Here is an 11995-nt window from a genome sequence, read left to right as displayed (position 1 = left end):
CGAGCCCCCCACCGTGACGGCGATCATCGCGGGTGTCATACCCGCGTGCGATCCTCGCGATCTGACGTCACGGAAAGGGGACCGTGTTGGCCGGCTTCATCGACGCCACCGAGGTGGCCGTCCGCAGCGATGGCACGAGCTTCGAGGTCCAGCTCGACCCGCAGTGGACGATCGGCGACAAGCCCAACGGCGGATATCTGCTGGCCGTGCTCGCCCGCGCCGCGACCAGCGCCGACCCGGCCGCGCAGCACCCGCATCCGCTCGCCGCCAGCGCCACCTACCTGGCCGCTCCCACGGTCGGCCCGGCGGTGGTCGAGGTCACCCCGTTGCGCACCGGCCGGTCGGCCAGCCAGCTGCGGGCCCGCCTGGTGCAGGGCGGCCAGGTCTGCGTGGAGGCGCTGTTCACCCTCGGGCGGCTGGATCCGGAGGCGGAGCCGCGCTGGGCCGACAGCCCGGCCGTGCCGCTGCCGCCGGAGGACGACTGCCCGGTGATCCCGGTCGAGCCGCCCGGCTCCGGCGTCAAGGTCAACCTGATGGAGGTCGTCGAGCAGCGGCTCGACCCGGCCGTGCTCGGGTTCGCGTTCGGGCAGCCGAGTGAGCGGGCCGAGCTGCGCGGCTGGCTGCGCTTCCTCGACGGCATGGCGCCGGACCCGATCTCGTTGCTGTTCGTCGCCGACTCGTTCCCGCCGGCCACGTTCGCCATCGGCAGTGTCGGCTGGGTGCCGACCCTGGAGCTGACGGTGTACGTACGAGCCGTGCCGGCGCCCGGCCCGCTGCGGGTGCGCCAGATCGCCCGGCTCGTCGAGGACGGCCTGGTGGACGAGGTCTGCGAGGTGTGGGACAGCCGGGGGAGGCTGGTCGCCCAGGCGACCCAGCTGGCCAAGGTCCGGTTCTGAGCCCACCGGTCCGAGGCTCGATTCTGAGCCCAACGGTCCGGGACTCGGTTCGAGCGCACCGGCCCGGGCTCGATTCTGAGCGCACCGGCCCGGCTCAGAACAGGGTCGCCGGTTCCGCCGGCGCGGGGTCGGGCAGCGGCACCGGGTCCGGCAGTGGTTCCAGGCCGGGCACCCGCGCCCGCACCTCGTCGTGGAAGCGGCGGGCGAGCGCCGGCGCGTCGGCGTTGTCCGGGGTGTGCAGGAACACCGTCGGTGAACGCCCCTCAGCCAGCCAGCCGGCGACGACGCCGACCCAGCCCTGCCAGCCCGCGACGGTGGCCGCCGTGTCGTCGCGGCCCAGGTAGCGCACGATCGGCCGGTCGGTCAGCGCGCGGGTGCGCAACGGCATGCGCGGCTTGTTCGTCCACGCCTCGCGTTCGGCGTCGCTGGTCGGCGGACGCGCGAAGAACGCCGTGGTGTCGAACGGGACCCACTCCGCGGCCACCGGCGCCAGCGCGTCCTCCAACTGTCGCGCCGCGCGGGCGTCGGTGAAGAACGCGGGGTGCCGCACCTCCACGGCATACCGGTGCGTGCGGGGCAGCGTACGCAGAAACCGGGCCAGCGTCGCCGTGCCGGCCGGGGTGAACGAGCCCGGCAGCTGCACCCAGAGGGCGTGCGTCCGGGAGCCGAGGGGCGCGACGGCGTCGAGGAAGGCGGCGAGTTCCGCGTCTGCGCCGGTGAGGCGGCGCTCGTGGGTGATCACACGCGGCAGTTTGACGACGAACCGGAAGTCCGGATCCGTCTGCTCGGCCCACGTCGCCACCGTCTCCGGTGCGGGCGTGGCGTAGAAGGTCGTGTTCCCTTCGACCGCGTTGCACCAGGCGGCGTAGTGGCGCAGGCGCTCGGGTGCCGTCGGCCGGGCGGCCAGGAACCGCCCGTGCCACGACTTCAGGTTCCACATCGCGCACCCGACGTGCAGACGCATCCCAGCTCTCCTCGTGCCGACGACACCCCGTACGGTATCCGCCGCTCGTCCGGGCCGGCCCCGGCCTGTGGCAGACTGCCGGGCATGGCGGCTGAACTGCGGGTTCTCCGGGGTGGCACCGGCGGTCCCGTGCTGGTGCTGCTGCACGGTCTGGGCGCCACCGGCGACGTGTGGAACGGTTGGACGGGCCTGCTCGGGCGGCGCTGGCCGGGCAGCTGGATCGCGCCGGACCTGCCCGGCCACGGCGGTTCGGCACCGCTGACCCGGTACACCTTCGACGGTCTCGCCGCGGCGGTGGCCGAGCTGATCCCCGCGGACACGCCGACCGTCCTGTTCGGGCACTCACTGGGCGGGGTGGTCGCCCTCGCGCTGGCCGCCCGCCGCCCCACGGAGGTCCGCGGCGTCGTCGGGCTCGGGATCAAGGTCGAGTGGAGCGACGAGGATCTGCGCCGGGCGCACGCCATGGCCGAGCGCCCCAACGCCCGGTATCCGACGCGTGCCGAGGCCGCCGCCCGCTACCTGCGGGTCGCCGGCCTCGACGGCCTGCTGGCCGCGGACGACCCGGCGGTGGACGCCGGGCTCGTACGGCGCGACGACCAGTGGAGCCTCGCCCTGGATCCGGGGGCCTTCGGCGTGGGGCGGCCGGACATGCCGGCGCTGCTGGCCGGTTGCCCGGTCCCGGTGATCCTGGCCCGGGGCGTGGACGATCCGATGAACACCGATGAGCAACTCGCCGCCCTGGACGTCCCGACGGCCACGCTGGCCGGGGTGGGGCACAGCGCCCACGTCCAGGACCCCGAGCAGACGTTCGCCCTCGTCGAACCGTTCCGGTGAGGCGGGACGGCCCCCGCGCACGAAAAGACCCGGCCGGACACCCCGGCCGGGTCGTTTCGCAGGTGGTTCAGCGCCAGCCGAATTCCTGGGTGTAGTAGGGGGTGCCGTTGGTGGAGTAGTAGACGCCGACGGCGAGGGCTTTGGCGCGGCAGTCGAGGATGTTGGCGCGGTGGCCGGGGCTGGCCATCCAGGCTTTCATGGTGGCGGAGGCGGTGGGGTAGCCGTAGGCGACGTTTTCGGCCATGGGCCAGGGGTAGCCGGCGCGGTGGGCGCGGGTGACGAAGCTGGAGCCGCCGGAGCCGATGTGGCTCATGCGGTTGGTGCGGGCCTGGTAGGCGGAGTGGCCGCGGGCGGCGAGCAGGAGGCGGGAGTCGAGGCGGAGGGGTTTGCAGCCGGCGCGGGTGCGGGTGTTGTTGGTGTAGGTGACCAGTTGGGACTGCAGGCTGCTGGTGGTGACCGCGGCGTGGGCGGGGGTGGCCAGGGTGGTGGCGCCGATCAGCGCGGCGCCGGCGGTGGCCAGCGTCGCGAGGGCGGTGGTGAGGGTGGTGCGTACCGTGCGGCCCATGTTTCTTCTCCCCCGGTCGGTGCGGCTGGGTGTCAGCCGGTCACGGGTTCGAGATTCGGGGGGTGGGGGTGCGTGGGCTGGTCACGGACGGTTGCCCGGCGGTTGCACCTCATCCGTTCGGCCGGAACACGCTCACCGATCGGCCCGAGGCCCGGCGGCGGCCGTGCCGCGCTCCACTAGATGTGGCCTGAGTCACACGTTTTCGACAACCGAGGCCGAGAACCATTCGTCTTACCCGGTGTGAAACGGAGCCTGGACGCGGTCGACGAGGAGGGACTCGTGCGCCGCACGGCCGCCGGCGACCGGCGGGCCTTCGAGGAGTTGTACCGGCGTACGTCGCCGTGGCTGGCGGTGCGTCTGCGCCGCCGGTGCGCCGATGAGGACCTGGTCGCCGACGTGCTGCAGGAGACCTACCTGGCGGTCTGGCGGGCCGCGGGCGGGTTCGCCGGGTCCGCCGCCTCCGGCAGCGCCGTGGGCTGGCTCTGGACGATCGCCGCCAACCGCCTCGTCGACGCGTTCCGCCGCCGCGCCCGGCAGGCGCAGATGCCGCCGGTGCCCCTGGCCGAGACGGTCGCACCGGCCGCCGAGGACGAGGTCATGGCCGGACGCGTCGGTCAGGAACTCGAACAGGCGCTGCTCGTGCTGCCGCCCGAACTGCGGCAGGTGCTGCGGGCCATGGTCCTCGACGGGCTGTCCGTACGCGAGACCTCGGTCCTGCTCAGCGTGCCGGAAGGCACGGTGAAGGCCCGCGCCCGGCGGGCCCGGATCGCGCTGCGGGAGGCGCTGTCATGACCACCCACCCCAGCCAGGCCCTGCTCGGCCGCTACGCCGACGGCGGCGACGGCCTCGACGAGGCCGGCGTCTGGTCGATCGAGGTCCACCTCGAGACCTGCGCGGACTGCCGCGCCCGGCTGGCCGGCTGCGCCACCGCCGACACCAGGGCCCTGCTCGAACGGGTCGCGGCCGGACTGGACCGCGACATCACCGTCGGTCCCGCCCCGGCCCGGCGCCCCCGCCCCTGGTCGGCGGTGCAGCGCCGCTGGCTGGCCTGGACGCTGCTGCCGTGGCTCACCATGACGGTCTCGGTGCTCGGCTGCGCGGTCCTGCTCCAGTCGCTGCAACCCGGCCTGCCGTCGCTGGTGCTGCTCCTGGCGCCGGTCGCGCCGCTGCCCGGGGTCGCGGTCGCCTGGAGCCGGCGCCAGGACCCGGCCTGGGAACTGGTCGCCGGCACCCCGGCCGCCGGCGCGACGATGCTGCTGCGGCGCACCCTGACGGTGCTGGCCGTCGTGGTGCCGGTACTGGCCCTGGCCGGTGCGCGCACCGGGACGGCGCTGGCGCTGGTGCTGCTGCCGTGCCTCGCGTTCACCGCCGGGGCCCTCGCCCTGGGCACGTTCGTCGGCGTGCACCGCGCGGCGACGCTCCTCGGCACGGTGTGGGCGCTCGCGGTGGTACTGCCCAGCGTGGCCAGGACGCACGTCCCGGTGGTGCTGGCGCCCGGCAGCGTTCTGGTGTGGGCGCTGGTGACCGCGGCGCTGGCCGGACTCGCCGCCACCCGCGCCACCAGCTTCCGACGGCTGTCCAGCCACAACTGACCCCTTGTCCGCGGTGCGTGCCCGTCGGTCCGGCGCGCCTGTTCTGTGAGGATTGATGATGATACGTACGGTGACCGCGGCCGAAACGGCCCCCACCACCCACCCCTGGCCGATCCACGCCGAGGGTCTGCGGGTACGCGCCGGCCGCCACCTCGCCGTCGACGGGCTCGACCTGGCACTCGGGGTCGGCGTACACGGACTGCTCGGCCCCAACGGTGCCGGCAAGACCACGCTGATGCGTGCGCTGGCCACGGTCGTGAAACCCGCGGGCGGCCGGCTCACCCTGCGCGGGCAGAGCATCGACGGTGACCTGCGCCGGGTCCGGCGTGGACTGGGCTACCTGCCCCAGCAGTTCGGGTTCTACCCGCGGTTCACGGTGCGCGAGTTCGTCGAGTACATGGCGTGGCTCAAGGAGATGCCCAAGGCCGCGGTGCCCGGCGCGGTGCAGCGGGCGATCGACCGGGTCGGGCTCACCGCCAAGGCCGACGCCCGGATGAAGACCCTGTCCGGCGGCATGCTGCGCCGCGCCGGCATCGCGCAGGCCATCGTGAACGATCCGGAGATCGTGCTGCTCGACGAGCCCACCGTCGGTCTCGACCCGGAGCAGCGCCTCGACTTCCGGGAACTGCTGCGGACGGTGGGCGTGGACAGCTGCGTGCTGGTCTCCACCCACCTCGTCGAGGACGTGGTGGCCGCCTGCACAGAGGTCATTCTGATCTGCGACGGGCGCCGCCTCTTCCAGGGCACCCCCGACGACCTGATCGCCCGGGGCGGGCCGGGCGATCCCGGCGACAGCCCGGCCGAACGGGGCTATTCCGCGGTGCTGCGCCGCCATCGCGAGCAGGCCGCCCGATGAGCCGCGTACTGCGCATCGAGCTGCGCCGCTCCGTGGCCCTCGGCGCCGTCCTGACCCTGCTGCTGGCCGGGGCCGCACTGCTGTACGCCGCGCCGCAACGCTGGTCGGCCGGCTGGATGGCGCTGGCCATGACGCAGCGCGAGTATCTCGTGCTGCTCTGGCCGCTGGCGCTGGCGGCGGGTGCCTGGCAGGCCCGCCGCGAGCACCGTGCGAACGTGGCGGAGCTGTTCGCCAGCACCGCCCGGCCACCGTTCCAGCGGGCCATGCCCGTGCTGGGTGCGCTGGGCCTCGCGGCGGCGTGCGGCTACCTGGCGGTCGTGGCCTCGGGCGTGGCGGGGATCTTCGACACGGCCAGCTATCTGCCCGCGGCGAGTCTCGCGGTCGTGGCGGTCGGCGCGCTGGCGCTGGTCGCGGCGGCGTGGCTGGGCATCGCCGTGGGGCGCCTGCTGCCGTCGCCGTTCACCGCACCGGCGGCGGCGGTGGCCGGCATGGGGCTGCTGCTGACCGTTCCCGCGCTGTTCCGTGACCGGGAGTGGCTGACCATGCTGTTCTCTCCGATGCACGGCATGGGCCAGTACACCGACTACCAGACCGTCGACGGCCGGGTCAGCGCCGCGCAGGGCATCTGGCTGGCCGCGCTGGCCGTGGCGGGCGGCTTGCTGGTCGCGGCCGGAAACCGGCGGGCCCGCCTGGCGGCGCTGCTGCCCCTGGCGCTCGGCGCGGGCCTGGGCCTGGTGGTGATCCCGTGGGGGGCCGACTTCCCCCGCAACCCGGTGGACCCGGTGGCCCGGGAACTGGTGTGCGCGCAGGGCACCCCGCGCGTGTGCGTCAGCCGGGTCCACGAGACGCTGCTGCCCGAGGTCGTCCCGCTCGCCCAGCGGGCCCTGACGACGCTGGCGAAGTTGCCGGACGCGCCGACCAGCGCGCAGGAGGACCTCACCACATACTTCGGCGACCCGACGCCACCGCCGGCGCCCGACGTCGTGCCCATCCCTGTCCACTTCGGCCACGGCGGGCACCTCGCCACGGACGACGACATCCTGCGCCGCATCCTGGACGGGGTCGTCGGCCTGAACTACGCCTGCCGCGACGGTCATGACGTCCCGGTCATCCGGGCGGCGGTGTCCTGGCTGACGGATCGCGAACCGGTCGCCGAGACCGAGGAACCGGCCGAGTACAACCCCCGGGCCGTCACCCTCTGGCAGGAACTGCGGCGACTTCCCGGGGCGCAGGCGGCGGCCCGCGTGGCGGCGGTCCGCAAGGCCTCCATGGCCTGCGGGAACACCGACGGCCTGCTGGACGGCGGCCCGCGATGAGGTGGCTGGGGCTCTACCTGCGTTCCCGGTACGCACCGGCGGCACTGGCCGCCGCGGGTGGTTGCGTGGCGCTGACCTGGCTGCTGTGGACGGTGTCGTCGAACAGCCGCGACGTGGGCGTACCCATGGTCATCCTGACCGTGCTGCTGCTGGTCGCGGCGGTGACGGCCACCCTCGGCGGCCCCGACGACGCGCTGGACCGCACCGCAGGGCTGTCCTGGCCCCGGTGGCGCAGCGCGCACCTGCTGGCCGCGCTGGCCGTCATCGTGGTGCCGCTGCTGGCGACCCTGTCCACCGGCGCCCGGTTCGGCCCGGCCGGGCTCGTGGTCCGTGACGCGGCGGGCCTGCTCGGCCTGACCGCGCTGGGCGCGGCCACCCTCGGTACGGCCCGAGCGTGGCTCGCACCGCTCGGCTGGACGCTGGCCGCGATCGCCTACCCGATGCCGGAACAGGTCACGGGGCAGATCCTGACGTGGCAGTCCCAGGCGCCCGGCAACCGGGCCGCGGGCGTGACCGCGCTGCTGCTGGCGGTCAGCGGGCTGGCCGCGTACGCGGTGGCGGGCCCGGCCCGGCGGGCTCCCGCCGAGGCCGCACTGTGATAGCCCGCCCCGCCCGGCCCGCGCCGGCCCGGCCCGCGTCCTTCGCCGCCCGGCCCACGTGCGGCCGGGCGGCCGGGCGCACCACCCGCCCCGCGAGGCGGACGACGCCGCTCAGGTGGTCGCCGCGGCTCGTCCGACCGCCAGGGCGACGGCCATGATGCTCAGTTGCGGATTGACCTCCGGGCAGCTCGGCAGCGCCGACGCGTCGGCCACCCAGACGCCGTCCACCCCGCGCAGGCGCCCGTCCGGGCCGACCGGCGCCTGCTGCGGGTCGGCGCCCATGGCCGCGCTGCCGGTCGGGTGGAACGCCGCCACGTGCAGCTGCCGGATGTCCGCGGTGGCGACCGCCGCTCGCAGCTCGGCCAGGTCGCGCGCGTAGGGACGATGCGGAAGCCCGGTGAGGACCTCCTGCGCTCCGGCCGCGAACAGCAGCCGCCCGATCGCCGCGATCGCCAGCCGCAACCGGTCCGCGTCGGTACGGGCCAGCCGGTACCGCACCAGGCGGGCACCGACCCGGCCACCGGGCTGGTCGGCGATCATCGCGCCGACCGTGGCCAGCCGGTCCGCGTCCGCGAGTTCCGCCCGCAGCGCCCGCCCGATGCCCGGCGGCACGAACGACACCAGACCCGGCGGCCCGGCGGTGGCCTCGATGAGCACCCCGTCGTCGTGCAGTTCCTCGACGCCGACGCTCTGCAGCACTCCCCGCCAGGCGACGACCGGCTCGGCGAACCGGCCCGCCACGCTGACCGTCGGGTGCACCGCGAGGCCCCGCCCGGTGCCCGGGTGCCGGCCCAGCCCGGACCGGAACAGCAGCCTCGGCGTCTCGATGGCGCCGGCGGCCAGGACAACGATCGGCGCGGCCAGCAGACGGCGGCCGAAGCGTACGCCGACGGCGCGGCCGCGCGCGGTGACCACGCGGTCCACCCGGGCACCGGTCACCACGACCGCGCCCGCGGCGCAGGCCTGCGGCAGCGCGTTGAGGTGGACCCCGTTCTTGGCGTTGCGGGGGCAGCCGACGGCGCACTGGCAGGAACCGGCGCAGCCGGGCGCGTTGCGGCGCAGCGGGGCGGCCCGCCAGCCCAGCGCCGCCGCGCCGGCCAGCGCCAGCTCGCCGTTGCGGCCCAGCACGTCGACCGGCTGCGGCGCCACCCGCAGGGTGTGTTCCACCTCGTCCAGCAGCGGCCCGAACTCCGCCGGGTCGGCCAGCGCCAGACCGTGCACGTCCCGCCAGCGGCGCAGTACCCGGTCCGGGGTGCGGTAGCAGGTGCCCGAGTTGACCAGGGTGGTGCCGCCGACCCCGCGCCCCACCGGCAGCAGCACGGGCGGATTGCCCAGCGCCATCGTCGCGCCGCCGTCGCGGTACAGGTCGACGAAGCGGTCGGCGGGGCGCCGGCGGCGGAACTCGTCCGCGGTGAACCGGCGCCCCTCCTCCAGCACCACCACCGACAGGCCGGCTCGTGCCAGTTCGCGGGCGGCCATCGCCCCGCCCGCGCCGGAGCCGATCACCACGGCGTCGGTGCGACTGCGGTGCGGCCAATCGTCGGCCGCGACGCAGGTCAACTCGGGGTCCAGGGCGGCGAGGTCGCCGACGGCCGAGGGGGCCGACTGCCGCGAACCGTGTGCACCGCCCACCCCGATGCCGGCCCCGTCGTCGCCCGCGGCCGCGGCGGCCAGCAGCAGCGGGACCTTCAGCGCCTCGACCAGGGCCCGGCCGACCGGCCGGTGGGCGAGGGTGGTGCAGACCGCCTCCCGGGTGGGCTGGTCGAGCCGGGCCAGCGCCCCACCGGCCAGCAGCCGCGCGGCCACGTCCAGCCCGCCGCCCGCGGCGCTCAGGCCCAGCCGCGCCGGCAGCGGAAACGCGGCGGCCAGGTGGGTGAGCTCCGCGGCGACCCGGCGGCCCTCGTCGAGCTCCAGCCCGAGCAGGGTGGCCGCGGCCGCCGCGAGGCGTTCAGTCACGCTCGCCGACCTCGGCGTGCGCCGTCCCGGTCAGCGCCCAGCGGCGCTGCTCGCGCCAGCCGCCGGGGCCGCGCCGTTCCAGCCGGATCACGGCGTCGGAGACCTCGCAGTTGTGGCACACCGCGGGTGCGCCGTCCGGGTCGGTGTAGGGCACGGCGATCGTGCGTTCCGGCGGCATGGTGACCTCGACGGTGAGGCGCCGGTCGCCGTCACGGCCGGTGACCGTCCATCGGGGACGGCCGAGGTGGGCGCGGAAGCGCAGCGCGGCCAGCAGCGGATCGCCGGTCGGGAACTCCTCGCCGTCGACGCGCAGCCGCACGAACGGCAGCGGCGCCAGCCGGTTCAGGCCCGGACGCGTGGATACCGCGGCCACCACCTCGCACACGTCGCCGCCGCCGAGGTCGGCATGCAGCCAGGCCCACCGGCGGGCGTTGCCGTGGCCGTAGATGCGGGCCGTGTTGCCGGGCGCGTCGGCGAGCGCCAGCTCGGTGTCGCCGACCCGGACCGTGCCGGTGAAGCGGGCGGCCGGGGCCGCCACGACCTGCGCGGCGGGCAGCAGCTCGCGGTGCCAGGCCCAGCGGGGGAACGTGAACAGGGGCGCCGTCCCGCCGGAGACCTTCAGCCGCCACCGCAGCTCACCGGCCGCGCCGGTCAGCTCGTCGGCGGTGACGCGTACGCCGCCCGCGGCGTATCCGGCGGTCGGGTGGTCGGCGGGCCAGGGGTGGGGGCCGAAGCGCGCCCACGTCGGCGACGCGTCGGGCGGGAAGACGGCGGCCCAGCCGTGCGCCCGCGCGGGGGAGCCGTCGGCCGGGGAGACGAGTTCGTGGTGCAGCCACACGCCGGTGCCGGTGGCCGGGTCGGTGAGCGTCGTGTACCAGACCTCCAGCCGCCCCGGCTGCCCCCGCCACCGCGACCGGAACAGGGCCTCGGCCGCGCGAGCGCCCGACGGTGCGACGGGCCACGGCCGCCGGGTACGGCGCATCCGCATGCTCAGCAGGAACGGCAGCAACTCGCTGCGCAGGTCGAACACGAGCCGGGCCTCGCCGACCACGGCACCCGTGACGTCGAGCAGCCGGGCGGGCAGGCGGGTCATGCTCGACAGCGGCCGCCGTACGGTCACCGCCTTCGCGCCGTCGAGCCACAACCGCCGCCCGTCGTGGGCGGTGAAGGCCATCCGGTAGCCGATCCGGCTTCCCCGCAACGGGGCGATGTCCATGGTGCCCACCGCCGCCGCGTCGTCCGCGAAACCCGGCACCTCCACCCGGCCGGCGGCCTCGGCGCGCAGATCGGTCAGGGGGTGCAGCGCGCCGGGCACGGTGACCCGCAACGTCATGCGGATCGGGCGTTCACCGCTCTCGCCGGTCAGCCGCACCTTGCCGGTCATCGTCTCGCGCATCGTGGTGATCACTGTCGCCTCCCAGCATGAGTCGTTCGGTGCACAGGTAGTAGGCGTCCGCGTAGGCGTGTGCGGCCGTGGGGTTGCCGGCCCGGACCGCCTCGATCAGCGGGGTGATCCGTTGCGCGGCCGCCGCCGGGTCGGCGAACGGGGCGACGAACAGCTGCCGCACGTCGTCGTAGGCGCGCAGCAGCGAGTTGACGAGCAGCTCGTACACCCGGTTGCCGGAGGCGGTGGCCAGCGCGCGGTGCACCTCGGCCTCGGCGCGCTGGGCCGGGTCGCCACCGGGTGCGGCGGCGATCTCGTCGCGCAGCCGCAGCAGCCGCGCCCGGTCGGCGGCGCCGGCGTGCTCGGCCGCGCGGGCCGCGATGAGCGATCCGATCTCCCGCCGGGCGGCGAAGATCTCCGCCAGCCAGCTCGGCCCGTCCAGGGTGATCAGGAACGGCAGCAGGTCGGGGCCCGCGGTACGGCGGTAGTCGCGCACCCGCGTGCCGACCCCGTGCCGGGTCTCCAGCAGCCCGGCCTCGACGAGGCGGACCAGTGCGTGCTTGAGCGAGGTGCGGGTGACGCCGTAGCCGGCGGCCAGTTCCCGCTCCGGGGGCAGCAGGGTGCCGGGGGCGTACCGCTCGGCGAGGACGTCGGCGCGGAGCCGGGCCACCAGCGTGTCGACGACGGAGTCACGGGCGATGGGGGAGTGGATCAGTGGATCAGCCACTCCGCCACCGTGTCACACGTATGTACCCCCGTCAATGGCGGGGAATCCCGCGATGTCACCCGTTCGGGAAGATCGCAGCTGAACGACGTGCGGCTCCGGGGGCGCCACGCCGCAGATTCTTCGCCGGTACCCGACCTCGGGCGTGGACTTTGATGAACGTCATTGCGCTCTGGTAAAACCTTGGCCGCGGCATTGACCACTGTGGTGGTTCCGCTCGATCCTATGGCGACGGTCTGGTGCAATTGCACCGGCTCTGCGGGGGTCGAGCGGCAGGAGCAGCGAACTGAGCGCGTCGGCAACATCCGA

The 11995-nt window shown here is 75.3% G+C and carries 12 protein-coding genes; 7 read left to right on the top strand and 5 right to left on the bottom strand.

Annotation, left to right across the window (positions count from 1 at the left end; all coding sequences use genetic code 11):
- Window positions 1-86: 86 nt before the first annotated feature.
- A complete protein-coding gene (locus ACMCNN_RS16590) occupies window positions 87-896 on the top strand; it encodes a thioesterase family protein (protein ID WP_412741401.1) in 810 nt (269 codons plus the stop codon).
- Between the two features lie 94 nt (window positions 897-990).
- Here ACMCNN_RS16590 and ACMCNN_RS16585 read toward each other — a convergent pair whose 3' ends face one another.
- The gene (locus tag ACMCNN_RS16585; RefSeq protein WP_412747190.1) at window positions 991-1836 is read right to left on the bottom strand and encodes a DUF72 domain-containing protein; all 846 of its coding nucleotides are present in this window, start codon (window positions 1834-1836) and stop codon (window positions 991-993) included.
- Between the two features lie 108 nt (window positions 1837-1944).
- On the opposite strand from ACMCNN_RS16585, the gene ACMCNN_RS16580 reads away from it, so the two are divergent.
- Window positions 1945-2694, top strand: a complete 750-nt coding sequence (locus tag ACMCNN_RS16580; RefSeq protein WP_412741400.1) for an alpha/beta fold hydrolase — start codon at window positions 1945-1947, stop codon at window positions 2692-2694.
- Between the two features lie 67 nt (window positions 2695-2761).
- Here the strand turns inward: ACMCNN_RS16580 and ACMCNN_RS16575 are convergent, their stop codons facing one another.
- Entirely contained in the window at window positions 2762-3259 is a 498-nt protein-coding gene (locus ACMCNN_RS16575) for a CAP domain-containing protein (protein WP_412741399.1), read from the bottom strand.
- Window positions 3260-3499: 240 nt separating this feature from the next.
- On the opposite strand from ACMCNN_RS16575, the gene ACMCNN_RS16570 reads away from it, so the two are divergent.
- Genes ACMCNN_RS16570 through ACMCNN_RS16550 form a run of 5 tightly spaced genes read left to right on the top strand, consistent with a single transcriptional unit; the run spans window position 3500 to window position 7622 of the window.
- Window positions 3500-4051, top strand: a complete 552-nt coding sequence (locus ACMCNN_RS16570) for an RNA polymerase sigma factor (protein ID WP_412741398.1) — start codon at window positions 3500-3502, stop codon at window positions 4049-4051.
- A complete protein-coding gene (locus ACMCNN_RS16565; RefSeq protein ID WP_412741397.1) occupies window positions 4048-4851 on the top strand; it encodes a zf-HC2 domain-containing protein in 804 nt (267 codons plus the stop codon). The genes ACMCNN_RS16570 and ACMCNN_RS16565 overlap by 4 nt, the downstream gene beginning before the upstream one ends.
- A 58-nt stretch (window positions 4852-4909) precedes the next feature.
- A complete protein-coding gene (locus ACMCNN_RS16560; RefSeq protein ID WP_412741396.1) occupies window positions 4910-5707 on the top strand; it encodes an ATP-binding cassette domain-containing protein in 798 nt (265 codons plus the stop codon).
- The gene (locus ACMCNN_RS16555; protein ID WP_412741395.1) at window positions 5704-7023 is read left to right on the top strand and encodes a hypothetical protein; all 1320 of its coding nucleotides are present in this window, start codon (window positions 5704-5706) and stop codon (window positions 7021-7023) included. Before ACMCNN_RS16560 ends, ACMCNN_RS16555 begins: the two co-directional genes overlap by 4 nt.
- On the top strand, window positions 7020-7622 hold the full coding sequence (locus tag ACMCNN_RS16550) for a hypothetical protein (RefSeq protein ID WP_412741394.1): 603 nt from the start codon (window positions 7020-7022) through the stop codon (window positions 7620-7622). The genes ACMCNN_RS16555 and ACMCNN_RS16550 overlap by 4 nt, the downstream gene beginning before the upstream one ends.
- A 111-nt stretch (window positions 7623-7733) precedes the next feature.
- On the opposite strand, the gene ACMCNN_RS16545 is transcribed toward ACMCNN_RS16550, so the two are convergent.
- From ACMCNN_RS16545 to ACMCNN_RS16535, 3 genes are read right to left on the bottom strand one after another with little or no spacing between them, the layout of a single operon-like run.
- Window positions 7734-9578 (bottom strand): GMC family oxidoreductase N-terminal domain-containing protein, encoded by a 1845-nt coding sequence (locus ACMCNN_RS16545; protein ID WP_412741393.1) that lies wholly within the window; start codon window positions 9576-9578, stop codon window positions 7734-7736.
- Window positions 9571-10986, bottom strand: a complete 1416-nt coding sequence (locus ACMCNN_RS16540; RefSeq protein WP_412741392.1) for a hypothetical protein — start codon at window positions 10984-10986, stop codon at window positions 9571-9573. The genes ACMCNN_RS16545 and ACMCNN_RS16540 overlap by 8 nt, the downstream gene beginning before the upstream one ends.
- Window positions 10925-11689: a FadR/GntR family transcriptional regulator gene (locus ACMCNN_RS16535; protein WP_412741391.1), complete on the bottom strand. Its 765-nt coding sequence runs from the start codon at window positions 11687-11689 to the stop codon at window positions 10925-10927. Before ACMCNN_RS16535 ends, ACMCNN_RS16540 begins: the two co-directional genes overlap by 62 nt.
- Between the last annotated feature and the right edge of the window lie 306 nt (window positions 11690-11995).

The sequence above is a fragment of the Krasilnikovia sp. MM14-A1004 genome (assembly GCF_047159485.1).
Taxonomy (GTDB): Bacteria; Actinomycetota; Actinomycetes; order Mycobacteriales; family Micromonosporaceae; genus Actinoplanes.
Note: the sequence above shows the minus strand (reverse complement) of the source record. Positions and strands in the feature narration are given on the sequence as shown.

Bases quoted from the DNA above. Each gene is read 5' to 3' on its own strand.
- ACMCNN_RS16585 (WP_412747190.1), bottom strand. From the start codon at position 1,836: ATGTGGAACCTGAAGTCGTGGCACGGGCGGTTCCTGGCCGCCCGGCCG.
- ACMCNN_RS16580 (WP_412741400.1), top strand. From the start codon at position 1,945: ATGGCGGCTGAACTGCGGGTTCTCCGGGGTGGCACCGGCGGTCCCGTG.
- ACMCNN_RS16575 (WP_412741399.1), bottom strand. From the start codon at position 3,259: ATGGGCCGCACGGTACGCACCACCCTCACCACCGCCCTCGCGACGCTG.
- ACMCNN_RS16565 (WP_412741397.1), top strand. From the start codon at position 4,048: ATGACCACCCACCCCAGCCAGGCCCTGCTCGGCCGCTACGCCGACGGC.
- ACMCNN_RS16560 (WP_412741396.1), top strand. From the start codon at position 4,910: ATGATACGTACGGTGACCGCGGCCGAAACGGCCCCCACCACCCACCCC.
- ACMCNN_RS16555 (WP_412741395.1), top strand. From the start codon at position 5,704: ATGAGCCGCGTACTGCGCATCGAGCTGCGCCGCTCCGTGGCCCTCGGC.
- ACMCNN_RS16550 (WP_412741394.1), top strand. From the start codon at position 7,020: ATGAGGTGGCTGGGGCTCTACCTGCGTTCCCGGTACGCACCGGCGGCA.